This is a genomic window from Lentzea xerophila (assembly GCF_051094245.1).
Lineage (GTDB): Bacteria > Actinomycetota > Actinomycetes > Mycobacteriales > Pseudonocardiaceae > Lentzea > Lentzea xerophila.
The window spans coordinates 1,623,763-1,648,388 of the sequence record NZ_CP194934.1 but is presented as its reverse complement, the minus strand read 5'-3'; the positions used below and the strand labels follow the sequence as shown (position 1 = coordinate 1,648,388).

The window sequence follows — 24,626 nt, the reverse complement described above, 5'->3', positions numbered from 1 at the left end:
AACCACGCGGCGAAGGACACCCTGGGGAAGAGGGTGTTCCTACCGCTCGAAGTCACAGCAAGGTGAGCTGTTCCTGGTCCACGCGCGGCGCCGGCACACCCACCGGCAGGCTGCCATCGGGCCACACGCCGTCGTCGTCACCGGGCACACCGGTGACGGCGTCGGTGGAACGGCCGCGCGGCGCCAGTCCGTGCTTCTCGATCAACGGCACCACCCGCGCCGTCAGCCGCGCGCGGTACCGCTTGTCCACATAGGACCCCTTGCCGTACAGGTACCGGTACGTCTCGATGAGGTCCGGGTGTTCGCGGCGCAACCAGGCGGCGAACCACTCCCGGGCACCAGGACGCAGGTGCAGCGGCAGCACGGTCACGCCGGTGGCTCCGGCGGCCGCGATCTGCTCCAGCAGGAAGTCCAGCTGCTCCACGGAATCCGTCAGCTCGGGCAACACCGGAGCCACGAACACCCCGCACGGCAAACCGGCTTCCCGCACCTTCCGCACCAGGTCGAGCCGGGCGGCGGGCGTCGGCGTGCCGGGCTCCAGCGACTTGTGCAGGTCCCGGTCCATCAACGCGAGCGACACCGCGATCCCGACCGGCACGACCTCCGCCGCCGCGGCCAGCAGCGGCAGATCACGTGCCAGCAGCGTGCCCTTCGTCAGGATCGAGAAGGGCGTGCGGGAGGCGGTCAGCGCCTCGATGATCCCTGGCATCAAGGCGTACCGCCCCTCCGCCCGCTGGTACGGGTCGGTGTTGGTGCCCAGCGCCACGTGCTCCTGCTTCCACTTCGGAGCACGCAGCTGACGCGCCAGCACCTCCCCCGCGTTGACCTTGACGATCAGCTGGTTGTCGAAGTCGCGGCCGGTGTCTAGGTCCAAATAGGAATGCGTCTTGCGCGCGAAGCAGTTGTGCGACACCACTCCGTTCGCGATGAAGTCGCCGGTGCCGGTCGAGATGTCGTACAAAGCCGTCTCTCCCAGCGGTTCCACGGACACCACACCCAGCGGCTGCTGCGACTTGATCGCCACGCCGTCGATGTCGCGCTTGCGCGTGATCGCCGGGTCGACGGTGTGGAAGAAGCGCAGGTTCTCCCGCAGCCCGCCGCGCAACCGCACGACCCGCACGCCGCGGCGGCGGCGCAGCTCCTCGATCGCGAAGTCGAAGTGGAAGTGCTTGAGCGCCAGGCAGATCGCTTCGAGAACGGTGGCGTTGCGCGTCGACAGGCGCAGGATGCTGCGCGAGCAGGTCCCGAGGTAGTCGAACGCGCCGGCCAGGAATCCCTTGAGCCAGTCGGGGTTCGGGGCTATCTGCCAGTGCGCGAGCTCGCGCACCTGGTACAGAAATCCCCTCCCTTCCCGCACACCGAAGTAGTCGAGATACTCCTGTGTGCGCTCCATGGCCTCGATGTCGGCCAGGGGGATGTGGAATTCGGTCTCGTCGTCCACCATGCCGCGCAGGTAGCCGCGGCGGTAGTCGTCGGTCACGGCGGGCTGCTCGACGAAAGCCCCCGTGCCCATCAGCTTGTTGCCGGTCGTGAGGTGCGGGCGGCGGCCGGTTCCCGCCGTGTCCCCCGTGACGTGCTTCCACCCGCGATCGGTCAGGAACCGGTGGTCACCGGACGCGACCACGGACGTGCCGTCCTCCAGCGTCACCCGGTACGCGTTCTTGCGCGTCTCCCAGTGCGCGAGCACGGTCGTGAGCTTGTAGCGGCGGTAGTTGCCGACGAGCTCGGTGCCGTAGATCTCATCGCCCTCCCGGAGTTCGGACAACGGCTTGGTGCGGCCGTTGCCCATGAGGATCGGGGTGTCACCGGCCAGGCAGTAGGTGCAGGCGTGTGAGCAACCCCGGTACGGGTTCACGGTCCACGAGAAGGGCAGCGACGAACCCGGTACCCCGTTGAGCACGGATTTGGCGCGGACCTCGTGGAACACCACGTCCGCGAACTCAGGAGTTCGTACGCTGCGCACCAGTCCCGGTAGCCCCGGTAGTGCCTGCTGCGGCTCTGCCTCGAGTTTCTGTCCGTCCCATCGCACACCTTCGATTCGAACACATGTTCGAACGACGGTCAAGGCGTGCCAGGGTCACCCGTTCGAGGTGCGCGAGGTGGTCGAGTGCCCGCACCACGGCCGCCGAACACCTCATGAGGCAGGATGTCGCGCGTGGGTCACGGTCACGGGCACAGCCACGCGCAACCAGAAGAACCCGCCTCGGAGCGCGTGCGCACGTTGCTGATGTGGCTGCTGGTGCCCTTGGCGCTGGCCACCATCGTCGGCGCGGCGCTGCTCTACCCGTTCGGGCACGAGCAGAAGACCGGCGCCGACGTCGGGTTGCACCAGATACCGGTCGAGGCCATCGTCACCGGCGTGGCCGAGAACTGCGGCGAGAGGTGCGTCGCGGTGACCGTGCGGATGACCGACGGCGCCGCGAGCGGGCAGAGCATCACCATCCCGAGCGTGCGCGGCCCCGGAGCGCCGAACTTCCAGATCGGCGACGAGGTGGTGCTGTCCTATGCGGGCAGTCAGCCGCAGGCCGCCGAGTCGTACCAGATCGTCGACTTCCAGCGCGGCTGGTCGCTCGCCGTGCTGGCGCTGCTGTTCGCGGCCGCGGTCCTGCTGCTCGGCCGATGGCAGGGCCTCGCGGCCCTCGGCGCGTTGCTGCTGAGTTTCGTGGTGCTGGCGCTGTTCATCATGCCGTCGATCCTGGCCGGGGAGAACCCGCTGCTGGTCGCGGTGGTCGGCGCCGGACTGATCATGTTCGTGGTGCTGTACCTGACCCACGGGATCTCCGCCCGAACGTCGACCGCGGTGCTCGGCACGCTGGTCAGCCTCGCGCTGATCGGCGCGCTGGGCGCGGTGTTCTCGGCGGTGTCCAGGCTGACCGGGCTCGACGAGGACACGATCAACCTCGTCACCGTGCTGGGCACCGACATCGACACCCGCGGCCTGCTGCTCGCGGGCACGCTCATCGGCGCGCTGGGCGTGCTCGACGACGTGACGGTCACGCAGACCAGCGCGGTGTGGGAGCTGCGCCGGGCCAACGACAAGCTGACGTGGCGCGAGCTGTACGCGGCGGGTTCGCGGATCGGGCGCGACCACATGTCGTCCGTGGTGAACACGCTCGTCATGGCCTACGCGGGTGCGGCGCTGCCGTTGCTGCTCGCGATCTCGCTGGCCGGGCGGTCGATGGGCGAGATCCTGACCGCCCAGCAGATCGCGCAGGAGATCGTCCGCACACTCGTCGGCAGCATCGGTCTGGTGGCGGCGGTGCCGCTGACAACGGCGCTGGCCGCGCTCGTCGCCGTGCGCCAGGAGGTCGCCCCGATCGCCGCGCCGGCCCCGGAACCAGATCCGGAACCGGAACCGGAACCCGAGCCCAAGACGAAGACCGTCAAACGCGCGAAGCCCGTGCAACCACGGCCCACGCGGATCGAGGGCGACCTCTTCACCGGCTACGACCCCGACAAGGGGCCGTGGGAGCGCCCTAGCCGGCCAGGAGCACGAAGAGCAGCGCGAGAGAGCCCGGCACCACCTGCACGAAGAAGATCTTCCGGCTCGCCGTGAACGTGCCGTAGACGCCCGCGACGATGACGAACACCGTGAAGAGCACGGACGCGCCGAAGTCCTGGCGGATCAGCGCGTAGATCAGACCGGCGGCGAGGAAGCCGTTGTAGAGGCCCTGGTTCGCCGCGAGCGCCTTGGACTCCTGGGCGAACTCAGGGGTGAGGCCGAATGCCTTCTGGCCGCGCGGCGTCGTCCAGAGGAACATCTCCAGCACCACGATGTAGAGGTGGATCACCGCCACGAGGGCGATCAGAACGCCTGCGACGACCTGCACTTAGGTTCCTCCTCGGAGCTGACACACACGATGAGACAATAGAGCGGTGGGAAGACAGCGGCCCGACACAGAGGCGATCACCGAGTCGGTCGACTCCGGCGTCGCGGAGCTCGTCCCCGACCTCGGTGGCCGGAACTCCTGGACGTTGCGGGTCAACGGAACCCCACAGTCGCATGTGGACCTGGACGACCCGGCCTATCTGGAGTTCGAGTACGTCCGGCGGCTGGGTCACATCGTCGATCTCACCGCGCCTTCACGTGTCCTCCACCTCGGTGGTGGAGCGCTCACGCTAGCGCGCTACGTGGCCGCCCTACTGCCTCGGTCGTCTCAACAGGTGGCCGAGATCGACGCCGGGCTGATCGCGTTCATCCGCCGCGAGCTCCCCCCGCCGTCCCGCGTGCGGATCACGACGGGCGACGCGCGCGCCGTGCTCGTCAAGGCGCGGCCCGGCTCGTTCGACCTGATCGTGAGCGACTGCTTCGCCGGCGCCCGCACACCGGCGCACCTGACGTCGGTCGAGTACGTGCGGCAGGCGTCGGCGGCGCTGGCCGAGGACGGGATCTACGCGGCGAACATCGGCGACGGCAACGGGCTGCAGTTCGCCCGCGCCCAGTGCGCGACCGTGCGCGAGGTCTTCGAGCACGTGTGCGTGCTCGCCGAACCGGGTGTGTTCCGCGGCCGCCGGTTCGGCAACTTCGTGATCATGGCCTCGCACAACGGCCTGCCGCTACAGCAGCTGACGCGGGCGACGGCGGGAGACCCGTTCCCCGGCCGCGTCGAGCACGGCACCGGGCTGACGAAGTTCATCGGCGGCGCGCCGGTCACCACCGACGCGACCGCGATCCTGTCCCCCGCGCCGCCCTCGGGCCTCTGGGGCACCTGAGCCCAGCCACTCAGTCGAGCGACGTCACGAACTTCGAGACGGCTTCCGGGTGCAGCTTCTGCGCCATGCGCCCCGCCGGTGCGAGCGATCCCAGCCGGAACAGCGGACGGTCCGGTGCGGCGAGCCCGCGGGCCTCGGCCCGCAGCTGGGCCACGAGCAGCTCCGAGAACACCAGGCCGGGCGTGTCACCACGCGCCGCGAGGGCGTCGGCGAGCCGCCGCAGCTGGTAGACGCCCAGCTCACGGCCACCGACACCCGAGTACATCGACAGCGCGATGTTGATCGCCTTCTTGCCACCGCGCACGAGCAGGCCCACGGTCCGCGCGCCGCGCAGGTCGGTCACCAGCAGGTCGAGCCCGTTGGCCGTGGCCAGGTCGACCTGGCGGGTGCCGAACGCCCGCACGTAGACCGTCGTGCCCGCCAGCCACACCGTGCGGCGCGCCTCGGACAGCGCCAGCAGGATCACCGGCACCGACACGATCAGCCCGGCGATGACGCCGGGCCAGCGGCCACCGATCAGACCCACGATCGCGCCGAAGGCGAGGGCGACCATGATGCCGCCGATCGCCACCATGCGCGCCCGCTTGCGGACCGTCACCTTGTCCAGCAGGTCGAGAACGAGCTTGTCGTCACTCACCGGCTTGTCGCTCACGGGCTTGTCGTCGCTCACGGGGTCTCTCGCACCGCCTCGGCCACGTCGGCTCCGGCATCCGACGCCAGTCCCTCGACGCCGCCCGGCACGGCGGCCACGAGGTCGGCCGCGGCCGGCTTCAGCCCGTCGCGCACCGCCTCGACCACGTCCGCCAGCGCCACCGTGACCTGCTCGCCGGTCGCGAGGGTCTTCATGCCGATGTTGCCCGCCTCCAGGTCGCGCTCACCGAGCACGAGCGCCAGCTTCGCGCCCGACTTGTCCGCGGCCTTGAAGCCCGCCTTCATCGACCGGCCGCCGTACACGAGGTCCGTGCGGATGCCCGCCGCGCGCAGCTCACCGGCGATCGCGACCAGCCGGGACCGCGCGGCCTCGCCCAGCGGCACGCCGATCACGTCGACCCGGCTGAACTCCGGCAGCACGCCCTCGGCCTGCGCCGCGAGCAGCGCCCGGTCGACGCCGAGGCCGAAGCCGACGCCGGAGAGCTCCTGGCCGCCGAGCCGCGCCATCAGGCCGTCGTAGCGACCGCCGCCGCCGATGCCCGACTGGGCGCCCAGGCCGTCGTGGACGAACTCGAACGTCGTCTTCGTGTAGTAGTCGAGGCCGCGGACCATGCGCGGATTCTCGACGAACTTCACGCCCAGCTCGGTCAAGTACCCCTTGACGAGCTCGTAGTGCGCACGGCACTCGTCGCACAGGTTGTCCACCATCAGCGGCGCCTCGGCGACCATCTCGCGCACCTCGGGGCGCTTGTCGTCGAGCACCCGCAGCGGGTTCAGCTCGGCACGCTGACGGGTCGCCTCGTCGAGCGGCAGCTTCGCCAGGAACGCCTGCAGCTTCTCCCGGTACGCGGGACGGCAGTTCGCGTCGCCCAGCGACGTGAGCTCCAGGCGGTAGCCGGTCAGGCCGATCGCGCGGAACCCCGCGTCACCGACCGCGATGACCTCGGCGTCGAGCGCCGGGTCGTCGATGCCGACCGCCTCGATGCCGACCTGGTGGAACTGCCGGTAGCGGCCGGCCTGCGGTGCCTCGGCGCGGAAGAACTGGCCCGCGTAGTAGAGCTTCGCCGGCAGCGAGCCGCGGTCGAGGCTGTGCTCGATGACGGCCCGGATCACGCCCGCGGTGCCCTCGGGACGCAGGGTGATCGAGCGCTCGCCGCGGTCGAGGAAGGTGTACATCTCCTTCGTCACGACGTCGGTCGACTCGCCGACGCCGCGCGAGAACAGCGCCGTGTCCTCGAAGACCGGCAGCTCGATGTAGCCGTAGCCCGCCAGCTCGGCGGCACGCGTCAGCGTCGACCGGACGTGCGCGAACGCGGCGGACGTCGGCGGGATGTAGTCGGGAACGCCTTTGGGTGCGGAAAACACGTCTCTCAGAGTCCTCGGTGCGGGGCGGCCACGCCCTTGTCGTGAACGGCATCCTGCAACTGGAGCAGGTAGGGGTTCGTCGCGCGTTCGCGGCCTATGGTCGTCGTCGGGCCGTGGCCGGGCAGCACCACCGTGTCGTCGGGCAAGGTCATGACCTTGTTCTGCAGAGACGACAGCATGCGTGTGTGGTCACCGCCAGGCAGGTCGGTGCGTCCGATCGACCCGGCGAAGAGCGTGTCACCCGAGATGACCAGGCGACCGCCTTCCTGCACGCCGGAGCGGAACATCACCGACCCGCCGGTATGGCCCGGCGTGTGGTCGACGGTGATCCGCAACCCGGCGAGGTCGAGCGCGGCGCCGTCGGTGAGCTCGCGGACCTCCGAGGGCTCGCGCATCTCGAGGTTGCCGCCGAAGAACGCGGCCGACTCGCGGCTGATGCCCTTCAGCGGGTCGGCGAGCATCTCGACGTCGTCCGGGTGGATGTACGCGGGGATGTCGTTGCCGTCGCAGACCGGGGCGACGGAGAAGGTGTGGTCGAAGTGCCCGTGCGTGAGCAGCACCGCCACGGGCGCGAGCCGGTGCTTGCGCAGGGCCTGCTCGACCGGCTCGACCGCGTCCTGACCGGGGTCGATGATCACGCAGGGCTCGCCCTCACCGGCCGCCAGGACGAAGCAGTTCGCCTGGAGCGCACCAGTGGGGAACCCGATCACGAGCACGAAAATGACCTCCCTGTTCAACCACAGCCTAACCACCACACAAAGCTCATATGCCCAGGCCCTAGACTGCCGAGCCGACCGCCCTATTCGCATGAGTCCCTGGGGAGGGAGCACGTGCCCACCAACGAGCAGCGACGCGCGGCAGCCAAGCGCAAGCTTGAGCGTCAGATGGTCTACCGCCAGGAGCGGGCCAAGAAGCGTCGCATCATCGCCGTCGTGTCGACGGTCGTCGTTGTTGCGCTCGTTGGAGGTGGCGTGTGGTTCCTCGCGACCAACGACGTCTTCGGCAATGGCGACGCCGCCGCGTCGGAGACTCCTACCCAGGAGTCGGTGGACAAGGCGGAGAACATCCCCACCGCGCTGCACCAGATCCCGAAGCGCCCGACCGCGCTGCCGGAGAAGGTGAACTGTGAATACACGAAGGGCCAGGAGCCGGCGGCCAAGGAGAACACGCCGCCCGCGAACGGCGAGCAGCCCGCCACCGGCACGGTCGGCGTCACGCTCGGTACCTCGATCGGCGACCTGAAGTTCAACCTGGACCGCTCCCTCGCGCCGTGCACGGTGAACAACTTCGTGGAGCTGGCGAAGCAGAAGTACTTCGACAACACGACCTGCCACCGCCTCGTGGTGACCGGCATCCAGGTCCTGCAGTGCGGCGACCCCGGCGGCAACGGCATGGGCGGCCCCGGCTACTCGTTCAAGGACGAGATCTACCCGGAGCTCACCTACGGCCGCGGCGTGCTCGCCATGGCGAACTCGGGCCCGGACACCAACGGCTCGCAGTTCTTCATCGTCTACGGCGACGGCGCGAACCTGCAGGCGAAGTACTCGGTGTTCGGCACGGTCGACGAGGAGTCGCTGAAGAAGATCGACGAGGTCGCGAAGACCGGCACGATCTCGCAGCAGCCTGGCCAGGGCGACGGCAAGCCGAAGACCCCGGTCGACATCAAGTCGGCGCTGGTCGCGAACTAACTCCGCACCACGAAACAGCCCCCGGAACCAGTGCGGTTCCGGGGGCTGTTCGGCGTCTGCGGGGTTGCTACCCGGCCGCTAGGACGCCGACGTCACGCGGTACACGTCGTAGACGCCCTCAATGCCGCGCACGGCCTTCAGGACGTGGCCGAGGTGCTTCGGGTCGCCCATCTCGAACGAGAACCGGCTGACGGCCACCCTGTCGCGCGACGTCGTCACCGACGCCGACAGGATGTTCACCCGCTCGTCGGCCAGCACCTTCGTGACGTCCGAGAGCAGCCGGTGCCGGTCGAGCGCCTCCACCTGGATGGCGACCAGGAAGACGCTGGAGGACGACGGCGCCCACTCGACGTCGAGGAGACGTTCCGGGGACTTCAGCAGCTCCTCCGCGTTCGTGCAGTCGGTGCGGTGCACCGACACACCACCGCCACGCGTGACGAAGCCGAGGATGTCGTCGCCCGGCACCGGGGTGCAGCAGCGGGCGAGCTTCACCCAGACGTCGCCCGCGTCCTTGACGATCACGCCCGCGTCGCCGGTGGGACGGCGCCGGGTGACCGTGGACGGGGTGGCGCGGTCGGCCAGCTCCTCCTCGGCGTGGTCGACACCGCCGAGCTGCGCGACGAGCCGTTGCACGACGTGGCGGGCACTCGTGTGGCCCTCGCCCACCGCGGCGTACAGCGCGCTCATGTCCGGGTAGTGCAGTTCCTTCGCGAGGGCCTGCATCGAGTCGACGCTGACCAGGCGCTGGATGGGAAGCCCGACGCGGCGGACCTCCTTGGTGATCGCGTCCTTGCCCTGCTCGATCGCCTCTTCCTTGCGCTCCTTGGCGAACCACTGCTTGATCTTCGCCTTGGCGCGCGGGGACGCGACGAAGCTCAGCCAGTCGCGGGACGGGCCCGCGCCCTCCGCCTTGGAGGTGAAGATCTCGACGACCTCGCCGTTCTCGAGCTTGCGTTCGAGAGCGACCAGGCGACCGTTCACGCGGGCACCGATGCAGCGGTGACCCACCTCGGTGTGCACGGAGTAGGCGAAGTCGACCGGCGTGGAGCCCGTCGGCAGCGTCTCGACGTCACCCTTGGGGGTGAACACGAAGATCTCGCGCGCGGCGAGGTCCCAGCGCAGGCCCTCCAGGAACTCACCGGGGTCCGCGGCTTCCCGCTGCCAGTCGAGGAGCTGGCGCATCCACGCCATCTCGTCGATCTCGACGGACTTGCCGTTGTGCGTGCCCTTGGTCTCCTTGTAGCGCCAGTGTGCGGCGATGCCGTACTCCGCCCGCTGGTGCATGTCCTGCGTGCGGATCTGCACCTCGAGGGGCTTGCCGTCCGGACCGATCACGGTCGTGTGCAGCGACTGGTAGACGCCGAACCGCGGCTGCGCGATGTAGTCCTTGAACCGGCCGGGCATCGGCTGCCAGGCGGCATGAACGACGCCCATGGCCGCGTAGCAGTCGCGCACCTCGTCCACGAGGATCCGGACACCCACCAGGTCGTGGATGTCGTCGAAGTCCCGGCCGCGGACGATCATCTTCTGGTTGATCGAGTAGTAGTGCTTCGGCCGCCCCTCGACCTTCGCGACGATCCGTGCGCTCTCGAGCTGCGTGTTCAGCTCGTCGACGACGGACCGCAGGTACGTGTCGCGACTCGGCGCGCGCTTCGCGACCAGGCGGACGATCTCGTCGTACTTCTTCGGCTGCAGGATCGCGAACGCGAGGTCCTCCAGCTCCCACTTGACCGTCGCCATGCCCAGCCGGTGGGCCAGCGGCGCGAGCACCTCGAGCGTCTCGCGGGCCTTGCGGGCCTGCTTCTCCGGCGGCAGGAACCGCATCGTGCGCATGTTGTGCAACCGGTCGGCGAGCTTGATGACGAGAACCCGCGGATCCTTCGCCATCGCGATGACCATCTTGCGGATGGTCTCCGCCTCGGCCGCTGCCCCCAGCTTGACCTTGTCGAGCTTCGTCACGCCGTCGACCAGCCGGGCGACTTCCTCACCGAAGTCTTCCTTGAGCTGGCCCAGCGAGTAGTCGGTGTCTTCCACGGTGTCGTGCAGCAGCGCGGCCACCAGCGTCGTGGTGTCCATGCCCAGCTCGGCGAGGATCGTCGCCACGGCGAGCGGGTGGGTGATGTACGGGTCGCCCGACTTGCGGCGCTGCGGGCGGTGCTTCTCCTCGGCGACGTCATATGCGTGCTGCAGAAGCGCCAGATCGGCCTTGGGATGGAGGTCGTAGTGCGCAGCGGCGAGAGGTTCGAGGACCTGCTTCACCGGGGCCGCACGTTGGGCAGTGATGCGCCGCGCGAGGCGGGCGCGCACACGCCGGGTAGCCGACGGTTGAACAACCGTCGCAGCGGGTTCGGTGTCTTGACTCAACCCCACGCTCCTCGGGTCTCGCGAGTACCGAGGATAACGCGTTTACGCTGACGAAACTTCCGATGGCGCGGTGAGCGGCGCAGCTCACACGGTGAACGCCACCCAAACTTCCGCTGAGCCGATCAGGCGACGCTCACCACGAACGCCCGCCAGGCGGCGAACGAGAAGGCGAGAACGTCACCCCGAGTCGCCTTCGAGTCACGCACCAGAGCGTCGTGGGCCAGTGACACCTCGATACATGTGCCGCTGTCCGTGCTGCCGCTGTAGCTGCTCTTACGCCAGCTCCGGTCGAGCGTCATGGAGGTCCTCTCGGAGTCCGCTGACGTAGTCCGCCAGCATGCTCCGTGATTGTCCCTCATCCAACGCGAGGGAATCCAACCACTTGAAGAACTCGCGGCTGCTCGCGATCGCTTTGCCGTCATGCGCGAACACCTGCGCCACGTCGGTCTCGCTGTAGGCGACCGGCACCAGCTTCTCGAAGCTGAACAACCGCCGGGCTGACCTCATCGCGATGGCGATCCCGGCCGAAATGGGCACGATGCGCAGGCAGTGGGTCTCGAAGAGCAGACGCAGGTACTGCTCCTCCATCACCTGAGCGTTGCCCACGCGCATCCTCAATGCGAGCTCATGCACGTAAAAGGTGCATTCCGGCCTGTTCGGGCGCCGCATGATCGCCTGACGATCGACGCGCAGCTGAACGAACTTCTCGATGTTCTCCGACGCCTCGTTGCCTCCCTCGGTGAGCAATGCCCGTGCGTACTCAGGCGTCTGAGCGAGACCGGGCATGGTCAAGCCGTCGAAGCTGGTGATGCGTTTCGCCTGCGCCTCGGCCAGCGCGAGGGTGCGCAGGTTGTCCGGCACCGTCACCACGTACGGGTCGAAGGCGTAGCGGTAGCGGTCGCGGAACGACTCGAAGAAGACGCTGTCCCTGCCGCACATCATCAGGTACTGCACCAGGTCGATCTCGCTCGCACGCGCCTTGCCGTTCTCGATGTTGGAGACCTTGCTCGGGTCCCAGCCGAGTTGTTCGGCGAAGGCGAAGCCCGTCAGCCCGGTGAACTTCTCGCGGAGCCGGCGCAGTTCGTCGCCCAGGTCGCGGCTGTAGGCGGTGGAGGTGATCGCAGTCATTCGTCCGACGGTAGGCATTGACCCTCCTCCACGAACCAGCTCTTTGGGGTGAAACCGGTCGCGCGCAGCGCATCAGGCGGTGAGGCGTTGGGGGCCGTGCGGTGTGGTGTTCGTTCTCGGGGTGCGGGCGGGGTCGAGCCAGGCAGGCGGGATGAACGTCGGGGTGCCATCGCGGAGCTTTACCTCCCAGTCGCTTTGGTGGATCAAGGTGTGGTGGTGGCGGCACAGCAGGGCAGCGTTGTCCACCGAGGTCTCGCCGCCTTGGGACCAGAACCGCAGGTGGTGGGCGTCGCAGTGTTTGGGCGGGCGGTCGCAGCCCGGGAACGAACAACCCTGGTCCCTGGCGACCAGGAGGCGGCGGATCGACGCCGGGAAGGTCCTGGTCTTGCGGCCGATGTTCGTCTGTTCGGAGCGGCCGCCCAGTACCACCGGGATGACTCCGGCGTTGCAGGCCAGGCGGCGCACGAGGGTGGCGGGGATGCGTTCGCGGGTGTCCAGGGTGGCGAAGCCGGTCTGCTCGGCCAGGTCCTGGTAGGCCATCGTGAGGGTCAGCGTGACCGGCTCGCCGCCGTGTTCTGGCAGGCGGTCGGCGCGCAGCATGAGGTCGATCAGGTCGGCGAAGGCGTCGCCCTCGCGCTCGGCGCGCGTGCGCGGGTCCGGGCCTTCCTCGGGCGTGGTGGGGCGGGGTTTGGCCAGCGGGTCGATCATCGCCTCGAACTTCGCGCCGGTGATCTTGTCCAGCCTGGCGGACACCTCCAGCTGGTCGCCCTTCCACTCCATGCGCAGGCGGTTGACCGGCGGCTTCTGCTCGGCCTCGCGCGGCTCCGCGTCGCGCTGGTGGAGGCGGTAGGCCAGTTCCTTGCCGAACGAGCGCACCGCGGCGGGCTCGTGCTGCCTGGCGAACTCCACGACCGGCTGTTCGGCCTCGGGCGGAAGGTCCTGCATCACCTCGGCCACCGCCGAGATGTGCTCGCCGGAGAGCGCGCCCTCCGCCACCGCCTCGGCGGTGGCCGGCAAGCTCGGCTCCAGCACCGCACCGGACGGCGTGACCTCACGCGTGAGCACCTCGGCGCGAGCGACCCACTGCCGCGCGGTCCGCAGATCCCACCGGACGGCGTGACGCAACACGTGCGCCACATTCCGGTAGCCCAACTCGCTTGCGGCGCCACGCCGTTCCAGTTCGGCGATCTTCTGCATCACCGAATTCTCCAGAACGCGAATTTCCGCCACGTCTCCGACGACTGCACTCAGCAGTTCGTCGGTCGACAGGAGACGGAAGTCCGGTTCGCTCATGCGTTCGACAATACCGCAGGATCGCGACTAAACAGCAGGTCAGCGGGTACACGTTTGGGTGAAGCGACTAGCCAGCTGGCGATAGTGCCGTTAGTGCGCAACGCCCTAGACGCAACGCAACCACTAACAGCCGCGCACGCACCTAACGCGGAGAAAAAGGTATACGAACCACACGCCGCCACCGCACAAGAAATGGAAGAAGGAGATTCGTTCCGGTGCACGACCGGCAAAGAAGGGCATGTGCGGGAACGCCTCACGCCCCGACGAAGGAGCACGCGGGCCGGATCGGCACACCCACGAAGGACCGCACGCACCAAACCAGCCTCCGGCGAAGGAGGGCCTGTGCCGGGCCGGCGCGGGCGCACGCCTGACACACTCGCCGGCGTGAGGACACTTCTCTGGTGCGCCGCGATGACCTTCGTGTGGCTCGGCACGATGGCGTACCTCGCGCTCGACGACCCGAGCTACATCGATCCGCGGTCGATCATCGGCTCGACCGTCGGCTGGGTGTTCGCGACCTCGATCAGCTGGCTGCTGCTGCGCCGCGCCGACCGGCCGCAGCTGTGGGAGATCGCCGTGGTGACGGCCCCGGCCTCGCTGGTCACGCTCGTGTTCGTCAGCGTCGGCGCCGCCTTCGTGGCGCCGCCGCCGGCCGCCTGACGTCTTCGTCACGTTCTGTGCCGAAAGCGGTGCGCACGAGCCCACGGGGCTGACATGCTTGCTCACTCGATGTGAGCACGTGAGGCGCCAGGTCTGGGGGAACCGCATGTTTCCTGCTCCGCCACAGCCGGGACAGCCCAGCAGAAAAGGGACTCCGTTCACGCACTGCGCGGCGGCCGCCGCGGTCTGGTACGCCGCGTTCACAGTGGCTCATGTCGCCGCGCTCGGCTCCGGCCTGGGCGTGACCGAACTGCTCGTCGCGCTGCTGATCGGCTTGCTCCACTGGGCGCCGACGACCGTCGTCACGTGGCTGGTCCTGATGAGGGTACGCCTGCAGCCGTGGGTGGTGATCATCGTGGTGCTGCCGGTCTTCGTCGTGGTGTGGGTGCTGCTCCAGGGCGTCATGGGCGCGCTGAGCCGGGTGTACGGGTTCCTGGTCGGCTGATCCCCCACCGGCCTGACATGATCTGCGCGATCGTGGAGGTCTGGGGGAAGCGTGCACGAACATCGACCCGTCTGGCACTGCCTGGCGTTCGCGGGCGTCTGGTACGTCGCGATCGTCCTGCTCAACCTCGTGACCAGCGGCGGCGACGAGGCGGTGCGCACGGCGGCGCTCGGGGTGGTGCCCTGGCTCGGCGCCTCGGCGGCGTTGATGCGGGTCGGGCACGGCGAGATGAAGGCCTGGCGCCTGGTCCTGCTGGGCCTGCCGATCTTCCACTTCCTGTGGGCGATCACCGTCGTGGTCGCCTACCGGTTCGTCGTTCCCGTGACGGGCTGAACATGCGAAAGGGACCGGCACCAGGCCGGTCCCTCAGCACGATCTCCTACACGGCCAGCAGCGCGCTGACTTCACGTCCGGCCAGCCGGGAACGTCCGCCCAGGGCGGCGATCTCCAGCACCACGGACACGCCGGTCACGATGCCGCCGGCCCGTTCGACCAGCGTGCACGCGGCCTCCGCGGTCCCGCCGGTCGCCAGGACGTCGTCGACCACCACGACGCGCTGGCCGGGCTGGATCGCGTCCGCGGGCAGTTCCAGGGACGCGGTGCCGTACTCCAGGTCGTACGAGACGGAGTCGGCGACGACCGGGAGCTTGCCCGGCTTGCGCAGCGGCACGACGCCGTAGCGCCAGCCGTAGCCCAGGGCAGCGCCCAGGAGGAAGCCGCGCGACTCGATGGCGGCGATCACCTGGGTGCTGTCGTCGATCTTGTCCTGAAGGGCGTCGACCACGGCGCGCAGGGCGTCCGGGTCGGCGAGGACCGGCGTGAAGTCCCGGAAGACGACCCCCGGCTGGGGGAAGTCCGGGACCTCACGCATCAGTCCCAGAGCACGATCCAATTTCAACGCTGGCGCTTTCCGGTCGGGCGGCGGCGGACGTCGCCTGCCTTGGCGGTGCGGTGGGGCACCGACGCGGCGGCGGCGAACGCCTCTTCCTTGCGCAGGTCCGCGGCGAGCGCGTCCTCGTCTACCGACTCGATGCCCTCGGCGACCTGGGGACCGGAGGCCTTGGCGCGGCGGGCGGCCACGCGCTTGGCCTGCGCGATGTACTTCGGGTCGCGCATCTTCAGGTCCACCAGCACCGGGGTGGCGATGAAGATCGAGGACAGGGCGCCGATGAACATACCGACGAGCAGTACGAGCGCCAGGTCCTGCAGGGTGCCCACGCCCAGGATGCCTACGCCGACGACCAGCAGGCCGAGGACCGGCAGCAGCGCGACCAGCGAGGTGTTGATCGAGCGCATCAGCGTCTGGTTCAGCGCCAGGTTGGACGCCTCGGCGTAGGTGCGGCGGGTCAGGCCCAGCAGGCCTCGGGTGTTCTCCTTGACCTTGTCGAACACGACGACCGTGTCGTACAGGGAGAAGCCGAGGATCGTGAGCAGGCCGATCACCGTCGCCGGCGTCACCTCGAAGCCGATGAGCGAGTACACGCCCGCGGTGATGATGACGTCGTGGAAGACGGCGACGAGCGCGCCGACGGCCATCCGCCACTCGAAGTAGAACGCCAGGAACAGCGTCACCGCGATGAAGAACCAGAACAGGGCCCACAGGGCCTTGCCGCTGATCTCACCACCCCAGGACGCGGAGACGGCGCTGTCGGAGATCGCCGTCTGGCCGCCCTGCGGGTTGGTGTCCTGCGCCAGGGTGGTCTTGAGGGTCGCGACCTCCTGGATGTTCAGGGCGGGCGACTTGAGCTGGATCGACGCGCTGGCACCGGAGCCGACGGACTGCACGGCGTTCGGCTTCTTGCCGGGCAGGGCCTTCGCGTACGCGTCCTCGACGGCGCCGGTCGTGATGGGCTGGCCACTGGCCGAGACCGACGGCAACGAGATCTTCGTGCCGCCCTCGAAGTCGATACCGAGGTTGAAGCCCTTGAACACCATCGAGCCGATGCAGACCAGCAGGATGATGCCCGAGATGATGTACCAGCGGGTGCGCTTGCCGACGATGTCGAACGCGCCGTTGCCCACGTAGAGGCGCGAGAACACGCTGCCCATGTCAGGCCTCCTTCACGGCGGCGGTGGTCTTGCCGGTCGAGGCGACGCGGTGAGCAGCACCCTCGCGGGCGGCACCACCCAGGCCGGACAGGCTCGGGTTGGACAGGAACTTCGACTTCGACGCCATCGCGACCAGCGGGTGCGTCACGAGGAACACGACCACGAGGTCGAGGACGGTCGACATGCCCAGCGTGAACGCGAAGCCCTTCACCTGGCCGACCGCGATCACGTACAGCACGGCGGCGGCGATGAAGCTGACCGCGTCGGCCGAGAGGATCGTGCGGCGGGAACGGACCCACGCGCGCGGGACAGCCGAACGGAACGAACGGCCTTCACGCACCTCGTCTTTCAGTCGTTCGAAGAAGACGATGAACGAGTCGGCCGTGATACCGATGGCGACGATGAATCCGGCGATGCCGGCGAGGTCGAGCGTGAACCCGATCAGGCGGCCCAGCAGCACCAGGAACGCGAAGATGATCACGCCGGACAGGGCCAGCGACAGGATCGTCAGGATGCCCAGCAGGCGATAGTAGAACATGCAGTAGACGAAGACCAGCGCGAGGCCGATGCCGCCGGCGATCAGACTCGCCTTGAGCGACTGCAGGCCGAGCGTCGGGGAGATCGTCTGCGCCTCGGACGAGTCGAAGGACAGCGGCAGCGCGCCGTACTTCAGCGTGTTCGCGAGGTTCTGGGCCTCCGCCAGCGTGAACTTGCCGCTGATCTCGGTCGAGCCGCCCTCGATGGCCGACTGGATGGTCGGGGCGGACATGACCTCGCCGTCGAGCACGACCGCGACGGCCTGCTGGACGTTGGCCGAGGTGAACTTGGCCCACTTGCTGCCGCCCTCGGACTTGAAGTCGAGGTTGACGACGTAACCGGTGCCGTTCGGGTTGCTGTTCGCGACGGCGTTGTTGATGTCCTCACCGGTCAGGCGGGAGTAGTTCGTGTAGTCGTCCGGCTTGGTCTCGGTGTCCTCCTTGGGAGGGTTGACCGGAGCCAGCGTGTACTTGAACTCGCCCTTCTCGTCACAGGTGACGAGCGGCTTGTCGAGGTCGTCGTTGCCGCGCAGCGGGTCGGGCTGCGTGCAGTCCAGCATGAGCGCGGCCTGCTGCAGGACCTGCGGGTCCGTGCTCTGACGCATCGCCTTGGCCTCCTGGATCTCCTTCGCGACCTTCGGGTCGACGTTGGAGGGGGCGGGCGTGGAGGTCGGAGCGCTGGAGGAGGACGGGGCGGTGCTGCTCGGCGGCGGCGTGCTGGACGGCTGCGCGGCCAGGTTCGGCGCGGGGCGGCCCTGCGGAGCACCACTCGACGGCGGCGGGCTGCCCGCGCTCGCGGACGGCGGCGTGCTCGCGCTGCTCGACGGCGCGGTGCTCGACGACGGCTGCGTCGGGGTCGGGGCGGCGGCTGCCGGAACCGGCTGGCCGATGACCTTGCGGAACGCGAGGCGAGCGGTCTGGCCGAGGCCCTTCGCGCCTTCGCTGTCCGCACCCGGGACCGTGATCACCAGGTTGTTGCCGTCCCGCACGACCTCGGCACCGGAGACGCCGAGACCGTTCACGCGGACCTCGATGAGGTCACGTGCGCGGTTGAGCGCTTCCTCGCTCGGCTGTGCGCCGTCTTCCTGCCGAGCTGTCAGGGTGACGAGCGTGCCGCCCTGGAGGTCGATTCCGAGCTTGGGTTTGGCCGAACCGTTCCCGGTGAGGAACACCAGGGCGTAGAGCGCGACCACGATGAGGACAAAACTCGCCAAATACTTCGCAGGGCGAATTTGCCCGGCCGGAGGTGCCACGATCCGTCCGTCTCCTAGTAGCGATGGTTTCCGAGCGCGCAGCGTAACGCGCGCCGCGTGAGCTGCGCGTCACTACCTGGAGTTGGCGGTGTTCACAGTTGCCAACCCCAGGTGTCACGAACGTGTTGGTTACTTCTTGGCGTTGTGGTCGAGGGGCTCGGCGACCTTCGCGGTCGTCGGCTCGGCCTCGGCCTCGACCTCGTCGTCCTCCTTCGCGATGACCTCGTCCAGGTCAGAGGTCTTCTCCTCGACCTTCTCGCGGATGGCGGCGCGCAGCCACCGCGTGACGACACCCTCGGAGATCTCGATGTCGATGGTGGTGTCGTGGCTCGCGTCGGCGACGGTGCCGTAGAGACCCGAGGTCGTCATCACCTTGTCGCCGGGGGCGAGCGAGCTCTGCAGCTGCTGCTGCTCGGCCATCGCACGCTTCTGCTTGCGTGCGCTGAGGAACAGCGGCACCGCCAGCAGCACCAGCAGCAACGGGAACATCAAAGACGTAAGGTCCATCATTCTCCGATCAAGTGGACATGCCTCGACGCACGTCCGATATGTCCAGGTGCTTTCACCGATTGTGCCAGGTCACCACAGTTGATCACCGGCGGGCGGTTCGAGCCCCAGGTGGTGCCACGCGGCGGGCGTCGCCACTCGGCCGCGCGGTGTCCTGGCCAGCATGCCAGCCCGCACCAAATACGGTTCGCACACCTCTTCCACGGTGGTCGGTTCCTCACCGACCGCGACCGCGAGCGTGGACACCCCGACCGGGCCCCCGTTGAAGCTCTTGACCAGCGCACTCAGCACCGCGCGGTCGAGCCGGTCGAGGCCGAGCTCGTCGACGTCGTAGACCTCGAGCGCCTGTTTGGCGATCTCCTGGGTGACCCTGCCGTCGGCCCTGACCTCGGCGAAGTCCCTGACCCGGCGCAGCAGCCGGTTCGCGATCCTGGGCGTGCCCCTGCTGCGTCCGGCGATCTCGAGCGCGCCGTCCTCGTGCAGGTCGACGCCGAGGATCTTGGCGCTGCGCTTCACGATGAGGTCGAGCTCGTCGGCGCTGTAGAACTCCATGTGGCCGGTGAAGCCGAAGCGGTCCCGGAGCGGCCCGGTGAGCGCGCCGGACCTCGTCGTGGCCCCGACCAGCGTGAACGGGGCGATGTCGAGCGGGATGCTGGTCGCCCCCGGGCCCTTGCCGACCACGACGTCGACGCGGAAGTCCTCCATCGCGAGGTAGAGCATCTCCTCCGCCGGCCTCGCCATGCGGTGGATCTCGTCGATGAACAGGACGTCGCCCTCGACCAGGTTGGACAGCATCGCGGCGAGGTCGCCCGCGCGTTCCAGGGCCGGGCCGCTGGTGATGCGGATGGCGCTCTCGAGCTCCTTCGCGATGATCATGGCCAGCGAGGTCTTGCCGAGGCCGGGAGGGCCGCTGAGCAGGACGTGGTCCGGTGCCGTGCCCCGGCGCATGGCGCCCTGGAGCACGAGTTCGAGCTGTTCGCGGACCCGTTGCTGACCGACGAACTCGTGCAGGTCGCGCGGGCGCAGCGTGGTCTCGACGTCGCGCTCGGCCGGGGCGACGTACGGGCTGAGCTCGTCCTCGGTCACTTGCGCCCCAGGGTCGCGAGCGCACGGCGCAGGACGGCGGGCGTCGACTGCTCCGGGTTGTCCGCGAGGACGCCGTCGACCGTCTGCTCCGCCGCCTTGGCCGGGAAGCCGAGGCCGAGGAGCGCTTCGACGACGTGGTCGCGCGTCTTGCTGTGCGCGGGCGTCGTGGGCGTGGGGAGCTGACCGACCTTGTCCCGCAGCTCGATGATCAGGCGTTCGGCGCCCTTCTTGCCGATGCCCGGGACCTGGGTCAGCACCGTGATGTTGCCTTCGGCGAGCGCGTGGCGGAGCTTGTCCGGTTCGAGGACGGCGAGGGTGGCCAGTGCGATCCGCGGGCCGATGCCGCTGACCGTCTGGAGCAGGCCGAAGAGCTCGCGGGCCTCGGCGTCGGCGAACCCGAACAGGGTGAGGCTGTCCTCGCGGACGATCAGGGTGGTGGCGAGCGTGGTCTCCTCGCCGCGGCGCAGGCTCGCGAGGGTGGTGGGGGTGGCCTGGACGGCGAACCCGACGCCGCCCACCTCGACGACGGCGTGGTCGAGGCCGACGTGCTGCACCTGGCCGCGCAGTGACGAGATCACCTGGTTCCTCCGGACTTCACGCTCACGCAGGCGTCCCCTCGCGAAGGGGACCCCTTGATTTCATTCTTCCAGCCGGCACCGACAATTTCGGCGAGCACTGAAACCGTCATGACCCGCTCCGCCGCGCCGCCTCGGCCAGCTTGGCCTTGTGCACGCGGGCGAGTTCGGCGGCGCGGACCTGCGCCTCCTCCAGGCGCGACCGCATCGGCGCGCGCCAGTGGTGGCAGATGGCGAGCGCCAGGGCGTCCGCCGCGTCGGCCGGCTTCGGCGCCACCTTGAGGCCGAGCAGCTTGGTCACCATCGCGGTCACCTGCGCCTTGTCCGCGCGGCCCGAGCCAGTGACGGCGGCCTTCACCTCGGACGGCGTGTGGAACTCGACGGGCAGGTCGCGTTGCGCGGCGGCCAGTGCCACGACGCCCGACGCCTGCGCGACTCCCATCGCGGTGCGGACGTTGTGCTGGGCGAAGACGCGTTCGATGGCGACGACCTGAGGTTCGTAACGGTCCAGCCACACACAAACACCGTCGTACAGCTCGTGCAACCGCACGGACAGCGGAGCGTCAACGGGCGTGCGCAGGACATCGACGGCCACGGCGCGCACGACCCGGCCCGGCCCGCCGTCGACGACGCCGAAGCCGCACCTGGTCAGACCGGGGTCGACCCCGAACACCCGCACAACAGCTCCCCGGATCGCCGAACGAACAACAGTTCGAACCATATCCGGTACCCCGAACGGGGACGGGCACCGACACGGTTCGACAAGGTCACTCCGCCGTCACTACGGTGGTCGGGTTTCGATCACGGGAGTAACGGGTGAAGAGGTTCTGGGTCGTCGCGGGGTGCGTCGGCGCCTTCATGACCCTCACGATCCTCGCCGTCCTCGCCGCGCCCCGCGACGTCGGCATCGCGATCGACAAGGTCGTGCAGCTCCTCTTCGCCGTCGCGGCCCTGATCGCCTACGCGCGCAAACGCGACCGCTGGATGACGGCGGCGATGATCAGCCTGACCGTCGGGTTGTCCGCGTGGATCTGGGGCCAGCAGATCATGGGCGTGCAACTGCCCTCGTCGACGATCGCGCCGCTCGGGTTCACGATGGTGCCGGTCCTCTGCCTGGCCGCGGTGGTCGTGAAGGCGCAGCAGCGCCGGGCCGACGACCTGCTGCCGAACTACCGCAGCCGTACCGTCGTCGTGCTCGACGGGTTGATCGTGATCGGCTCGCTGTTCGTGCTGACGTGGGTGTCCGCGCTGGAGTCGCTGACCAGGACGTGGGCCACCGAGGGTCCCGGTTTCGCCACGGTGGTGGCGCATCCCGCCGCGTACCTCGTGCTGCTCGTGACGATCGTCGTGATGTCGTGGACCCATCACGCCGTGCGCCAGTGGCCGATGGTCTTCGTGGCACTGGCCGGTATCGCGCAGTCGTCGTCGGGCTGGGTGTTCGCGTTCCTCATCTCGCAGGGCAGCACGGCGATCCCGGCGACCGCGGACATCGGCTTCATGCTGTGCCCGGCGTTCTTCCTGCTCAGCGCGCTGGCCCCGGCCCGCAACCTCGACCCCACGCCCGGCCGGATGCGCGTGGCCGACCTGCTGCACCTGCTGGTGCCGTACCTGCCGCTCGCGATCACCGGTCTCTTCGTCCTGTGGAACACCGCGACCGGCGGGCGACTGAACCCGGTCGAGATCTACGTCGGGCTCGCGGTCGTGTGTCTCGTGATCGTGCGTCAGCTGCTCACGATGATGGACAACGTCCGTCTGATGGACCAGCTACGCGTCTCTCGCGAGCAGCTACGGCACGAGGCGACGCACGACCCGTTGACGGGCGTGGCGAACCGCTCGTTGTTCCGCGAACGGCTGGAGCGCGCGCTCGCCGTTCCTGACCGCGTGGCGCCGTTGATCCTCCTGTTCATCGACGTGGACGGGTTCAAGGCCGTCAACGACAACAACGGGCACGCCGAGGGCGACATCGTGCTGCGCAACGTCGCCGCACGGCTGGAGCACAGCGTCCGGCCCGAGGACGTGGTGGCGCGGCTCGGCGGTGACGAGTTCGGCGTGCTGGTCGACGGCGGCGACGCCGAGGAGATCGGGTCACGGCTGCTCACGGCGCTGGCGCAGCCGCACGAGGTGCTGGGCCGGGTGCACCGGGTGCACGCCAGCATCGGTGTGGCGCAACGGTTCTCGTACGACCCATCGATCAGCGCCGACGACGTGCTGGGAGCCGCGGACGCCGCGATGTACACGGCGAAGCGGCTCGGCAAGGGCATGGTCGTCGTGCACGGTTCCCCGCTTCCGGAGATGACGTGACCCCTGAGCAGTTGATTTCCTCGCTGGGCATGCAGGAGCTTCCCGTCGAGGGCGGGTACTTCGCGCAGACGCACCGGTCCGATGAGGTGTCCGCGATCGCGTACCTGTTGCGGCGTCCCGACTTCTCCGGGATGCACGTGCTGAAGCACCTGGAGATCTACCACTTCCACGCCGGGTCGCCGTTGCGGATGCTGCTGCTGCACCCGGACGGTTCGGTGTCCGAGCCCGTGCTGAGCGCGTCCAACCCGCAGGTCGTGGTGCCCGCGGGCGTGTGGCAGGGCAGCACTCCGGCCGGTGACTGGTCGTTGGTCGGCACGGTGGTGGTGCCGCCGTACACCGACGACATCGTGGAGTTCGGGCATGCGGACGACCTGTGCGCGCGTTATCCCTCTCACGCGGCGGCGATCAGACATTTGTGCCGCTTCTAGGATCTCGCGCATGGCCCTCGTCCAGCTCAACAGCATCGACCTGAACGTCCAGACCGAGGGGTCCGGCGACCTCGTCGTGCTCGTCATGGGCACCGGCAGTCCCGGCCGGGTCTGGCGCACCTACCAGGTGCCCGCGCTGGTCGAGGCCGGTTACCGCATCGCGTACTTCGACAACCGCGGCATCAGGCCGTCGTCGGTGTGCGGGGACGGGTTCACGCTCGACGACATGGTCGCCGACACCGCCGCGCTGATCTCCCACCTGGGCGGCCCGGCGCACGTGATCGGCACGTCGCTGGGCGCCCGCATCACCCAGGAACTGGCGCTGGCCCACCCGTCGCTGGTGCGGTCGGCGGTGCTGATGGCGACCTCCGGACGTCCCGAACCCGTGCAGCAGGCCTGGTCGAAGGCCCTCTGCGACCTGTACGACAAGGGCGTCGAGGTGCCGGCGGAGTTCTACGCGGTGGCGTCGGTGATCCGGAACGTGTCGCAGGCGACGCTGGCGGAGGAGATGGTCGCCCGCGACTGGCTGCAGATGTACGAGTTCGCCGGTTCCTCGTTCGGCCCCGGCGAACGCGTCCAGCTCGGCCTGGCCGAGTACGAGACGCGGCTGGAGGCGTACCGGGCCATCGCCGTGCCGACGATGGTGGTCGGGTTCGCCGACGACCTCGTCCTGCCGCCGCGGCTGTCCCGCGAGGTGGCGGACGTGATCCCCGGCGCGCGGTACGCCGAGGTGGCCGGGTGCGGGCACGTCGGGTACCTGGAGCGGCCGGACGAGGTCAACCGGCTGCTGCTCGAGTTCCTCGCTCAGCGGTGAGCCGCCTGGCCGGTCGGCCTGATCAGGATCTCGTTCACATCCACAGTGGACGGCTGCGACACGGCGTAGAGCACCGCGCGGCCAACGTCTTCCGGCTCCAGCTTCGGGTCGTCCACACGCGACGGCGGAATCGCGTCGGTGTCCACGAGGCCGGGCTGGACCACGGTCACCCTGACGCCGGTGCCGACCGCCTCGGCGCGGATCGCCTGTGCCAGACCGGTGATCGCCCACTTGGTGGCCGAGTACAGGTTGCCGGGACGGACTCCGCGGCCGGCGGCGGAGCCGGTCAGCACCAGGTGACCGCCGGACCGGAGCAGCGCCGGCATGGCGGCGCGCGCGGTGAACGCCGGTCCGCACACGTTCGTGACGACCATGTCGGTCCATTCCGAAGGCTGCGCTCCCGCGTCGGAAACGAACGACGTGTCGACCGACACTCCGGCGTTCGCGAAGACCACGTCGATACGACCCCAGCGTGATTCCACACGGGACATGAGATCCTGCACGGAATTCCACGAGGAAACGTCGCATTGGGCGTCCCAGCCGCGATCCCCGACAGATTCCTCGGCCGAGCGTGAGGCCCTGACCACGCGATATCCCGCATCGGCGGCCAGTGAGGCGGTCGCTGCGCCGATACCGCGGGAAGCGCCGGTCACCACGAAGACGTGTTCCATGATCTGCGACCCTAGTGCGGGACACCGGAACTCCGCCGGGCCGGATGATCCGAAGAGTGAAACGTCAGAGACTTGTCAGTGCTGCCTGCTTGGATGTCG

Annotated in this window: 25 protein-coding genes and 1 pseudogene; 9 read left to right on the top strand and 17 right to left on the bottom strand. The window is 68.9% G+C overall.

Features of this window, described 5'->3' with window-relative positions; all coding sequences use genetic code 11:
- Window positions 1-52: 52 nt before the first annotated feature.
- Window positions 53-2,029, bottom strand: coding sequence for an intein-containing Rv2578c family radical SAM protein (locus ACRSBM_RS08150; RefSeq protein ID WP_434441345.1), 1,977 nt, complete (start codon window positions 2,027-2,029; stop codon window positions 53-55).
- Between the two features lie 126 nt (window positions 2,030-2,155).
- On the opposite strand from ACRSBM_RS08150, the gene ACRSBM_RS08145 reads away from it, so the two are divergent.
- Entirely contained in the window at window positions 2,156-3,556 is a 1,401-nt protein-coding gene (locus ACRSBM_RS08145; protein ID WP_434441342.1) for a YibE/F family protein, read from the top strand.
- Here ACRSBM_RS08145 and ACRSBM_RS08140 read toward each other — a convergent pair.
- Window positions 3,477-3,830: a DUF1304 domain-containing protein gene (locus ACRSBM_RS08140; RefSeq protein WP_434441340.1), complete on the bottom strand. Its 354-nt coding sequence runs from the start codon at window positions 3,828-3,830 to the stop codon at window positions 3,477-3,479. The genes ACRSBM_RS08145 and ACRSBM_RS08140 overlap by 80 nt on opposite strands.
- Window positions 3,831-3,876: 46 nt before the next feature.
- Here ACRSBM_RS08140 and ACRSBM_RS08135 point away from each other — a divergent pair, with 46 nt between their 5' ends.
- On the top strand, window positions 3,877-4,713 hold the full coding sequence (locus ACRSBM_RS08135; RefSeq protein WP_434441335.1) for a spermidine synthase: 837 nt from the start codon (window positions 3,877-3,879) through the stop codon (window positions 4,711-4,713).
- Window positions 4,714-4,723: 10 nt separating this feature from the next.
- Here ACRSBM_RS08135 and ACRSBM_RS08130 read toward each other — a convergent pair whose 3' ends face one another.
- From ACRSBM_RS08130 to ACRSBM_RS08120, 3 genes and pseudogenes are all read right to left on the bottom strand, one after another.
- Window positions 4,724-5,383 (bottom strand): hypothetical protein, encoded by a 660-nt coding sequence (locus ACRSBM_RS08130; protein WP_434441333.1) that lies wholly within the window; start codon window positions 5,381-5,383, stop codon window positions 4,724-4,726.
- Between the two features lie 95 nt (window positions 5,384-5,478).
- Window positions 5,479-6,729: pseudogene (gene hisS / locus ACRSBM_RS08125) on the bottom strand (histidine--tRNA ligase); the annotation flags it as partial.
- 5 nt (window positions 6,730-6,734) lie between these two features.
- The gene (locus ACRSBM_RS08120) at window positions 6,735-7,445 is read right to left on the bottom strand and encodes an MBL fold metallo-hydrolase (RefSeq protein ID WP_434441331.1); all 711 of its coding nucleotides are present in this window, start codon (window positions 7,443-7,445) and stop codon (window positions 6,735-6,737) included.
- A gap of 114 nt (window positions 7,446-7,559) precedes the next feature.
- Here ACRSBM_RS08120 and ACRSBM_RS08115 point away from each other — a divergent pair, with 114 nt between their 5' ends.
- Window positions 7,560-8,417 carry a peptidylprolyl isomerase gene (locus ACRSBM_RS08115; RefSeq protein WP_434441328.1) on the top strand — a complete coding sequence of 286 codons (858 nt, stop codon included), beginning with the start codon at window positions 7,560-7,562 and terminating at the stop codon, window positions 8,415-8,417.
- A 78-nt stretch (window positions 8,418-8,495) separates the two neighbouring features.
- On the opposite strand, the gene ACRSBM_RS08110 is transcribed toward ACRSBM_RS08115, so the two are convergent.
- From ACRSBM_RS08110 to ACRSBM_RS08095, 4 genes are all read right to left on the bottom strand, one after another.
- Window positions 8,496-10,781, bottom strand: coding sequence for a RelA/SpoT family protein (locus ACRSBM_RS08110; protein WP_434441325.1), 2,286 nt, complete (start codon window positions 10,779-10,781; stop codon window positions 8,496-8,498).
- A 122-nt stretch (window positions 10,782-10,903) separates the two neighbouring features.
- Window positions 10,904-11,080 carry a DUF397 domain-containing protein gene (locus tag ACRSBM_RS08105; protein ID WP_434441322.1) on the bottom strand — a complete coding sequence of 59 codons (177 nt, stop codon included), beginning with the start codon at window positions 11,078-11,080 and terminating at the stop codon, window positions 10,904-10,906.
- Window positions 11,055-11,909, bottom strand: coding sequence for a helix-turn-helix domain-containing protein (locus ACRSBM_RS08100; RefSeq protein ID WP_434441320.1), 855 nt, complete (start codon window positions 11,907-11,909; stop codon window positions 11,055-11,057). The genes ACRSBM_RS08105 and ACRSBM_RS08100 overlap by 26 nt, the downstream gene beginning before the upstream one ends.
- A gap of 72 nt (window positions 11,910-11,981) precedes the next feature.
- Window positions 11,982-13,202: a DUF222 domain-containing protein gene (locus tag ACRSBM_RS08095; RefSeq protein WP_434441317.1), complete on the bottom strand. Its 1,221-nt coding sequence runs from the start codon at window positions 13,200-13,202 to the stop codon at window positions 11,982-11,984.
- Between the two features lie 384 nt (window positions 13,203-13,586).
- On the opposite strand from ACRSBM_RS08095, the gene ACRSBM_RS08090 reads away from it, so the two are divergent.
- The 3 genes from ACRSBM_RS08090 (at window position 13,587) to ACRSBM_RS08080 (ending at window position 14,640) form a co-directional block, all read left to right on the top strand.
- On the top strand, window positions 13,587-13,862 hold the full coding sequence (locus ACRSBM_RS08090) for a hypothetical protein (RefSeq protein WP_434441314.1): 276 nt from the start codon (window positions 13,587-13,589) through the stop codon (window positions 13,860-13,862).
- 106 nt (window positions 13,863-13,968) lie between these two features.
- A complete protein-coding gene (locus tag ACRSBM_RS08085; protein WP_434441312.1) occupies window positions 13,969-14,307 on the top strand; it encodes a hypothetical protein in 339 nt (112 codons plus the stop codon).
- 51 nt (window positions 14,308-14,358) lie between these two features.
- On the top strand, window positions 14,359-14,640 hold the full coding sequence (locus tag ACRSBM_RS08080) for a hypothetical protein (protein ID WP_434441309.1): 282 nt from the start codon (window positions 14,359-14,361) through the stop codon (window positions 14,638-14,640).
- A 46-nt stretch (window positions 14,641-14,686) separates the two neighbouring features.
- Here ACRSBM_RS08080 and ACRSBM_RS08075 read toward each other — a convergent pair whose 3' ends face one another.
- The 7 genes from ACRSBM_RS08075 to ruvC form a co-directional block, all read right to left on the bottom strand.
- Window positions 14,687-15,178: an adenine phosphoribosyltransferase gene (locus ACRSBM_RS08075; protein ID WP_434441308.1), complete on the bottom strand. Its 492-nt coding sequence runs from the start codon at window positions 15,176-15,178 to the stop codon at window positions 14,687-14,689.
- 23 nt (window positions 15,179-15,201) lie between these two features.
- Window positions 15,202-16,356: a protein translocase subunit SecF gene (gene secF, locus ACRSBM_RS08070; protein ID WP_434441305.1), complete on the bottom strand. Its 1,155-nt coding sequence runs from the start codon at window positions 16,354-16,356 to the stop codon at window positions 15,202-15,204.
- Window position 16,357: 1 nt separating this feature from the next.
- Window positions 16,358-18,145, bottom strand: coding sequence for a protein translocase subunit SecD (gene secD, locus ACRSBM_RS08065; RefSeq protein ID WP_434441302.1), 1,788 nt, complete (start codon window positions 18,143-18,145; stop codon window positions 16,358-16,360).
- 129 nt (window positions 18,146-18,274) lie between these two features.
- Complete coding sequence (gene yajC, locus ACRSBM_RS08060) at window positions 18,275-18,652, bottom strand: preprotein translocase subunit YajC (protein ID WP_434441299.1); 378 nt, start codon at window positions 18,650-18,652, stop codon at window positions 18,275-18,277.
- Window positions 18,653-18,724: 72 nt separating this feature from the next.
- A complete protein-coding gene (gene ruvB / locus ACRSBM_RS08055) occupies window positions 18,725-19,738 on the bottom strand; it encodes a Holliday junction branch migration DNA helicase RuvB (protein WP_434441296.1) in 1,014 nt (337 codons plus the stop codon).
- The gene (ruvA, locus tag ACRSBM_RS08050) at window positions 19,735-20,316 is read right to left on the bottom strand and encodes a Holliday junction branch migration protein RuvA (RefSeq protein ID WP_434441293.1); all 582 of its coding nucleotides are present in this window, start codon (window positions 20,314-20,316) and stop codon (window positions 19,735-19,737) included. The genes ruvB and ruvA overlap by 4 nt, the downstream gene beginning before the upstream one ends.
- A gap of 106 nt (window positions 20,317-20,422) precedes the next feature.
- Window positions 20,423-20,992 (bottom strand): crossover junction endodeoxyribonuclease RuvC, encoded by a 570-nt coding sequence (ruvC, locus tag ACRSBM_RS08045; protein WP_434441290.1) that lies wholly within the window; start codon window positions 20,990-20,992, stop codon window positions 20,423-20,425.
- Window positions 20,993-21,129: 137 nt separating this feature from the next.
- On the opposite strand from ruvC, the gene ACRSBM_RS08040 reads away from it, so the two are divergent.
- Genes ACRSBM_RS08040 through ACRSBM_RS08030 form a run of 3 tightly spaced genes read left to right on the top strand, consistent with a single transcriptional unit; the run spans window position 21,130 to window position 23,856 of the window.
- Window positions 21,130-22,614, top strand: coding sequence for a diguanylate cyclase domain-containing protein (locus tag ACRSBM_RS08040; protein ID WP_434441288.1), 1,485 nt, complete (start codon window positions 21,130-21,132; stop codon window positions 22,612-22,614).
- Window positions 22,611-23,042 (top strand): cupin domain-containing protein, encoded by a 432-nt coding sequence (locus tag ACRSBM_RS08035; protein ID WP_434441286.1) that lies wholly within the window; start codon window positions 22,611-22,613, stop codon window positions 23,040-23,042. The genes ACRSBM_RS08040 and ACRSBM_RS08035 overlap by 4 nt, the downstream gene beginning before the upstream one ends.
- Before the next feature lie 10 nt (window positions 23,043-23,052).
- Window positions 23,053-23,856 carry an alpha/beta fold hydrolase gene (locus tag ACRSBM_RS08030; protein ID WP_434441284.1) on the top strand — a complete coding sequence of 268 codons (804 nt, stop codon included), beginning with the start codon at window positions 23,053-23,055 and terminating at the stop codon, window positions 23,854-23,856.
- Here the strand turns inward: ACRSBM_RS08030 and ACRSBM_RS08025 are convergent.
- On the bottom strand, window positions 23,847-24,530 hold the full coding sequence (locus ACRSBM_RS08025) for an SDR family oxidoreductase (RefSeq protein ID WP_434453011.1): 684 nt from the start codon (window positions 24,528-24,530) through the stop codon (window positions 23,847-23,849). The two genes, ACRSBM_RS08030 and ACRSBM_RS08025, sit on opposite strands and share 10 nt — an antisense overlap.
- Between the last annotated feature and the right edge of the window lie 96 nt (window positions 24,531-24,626).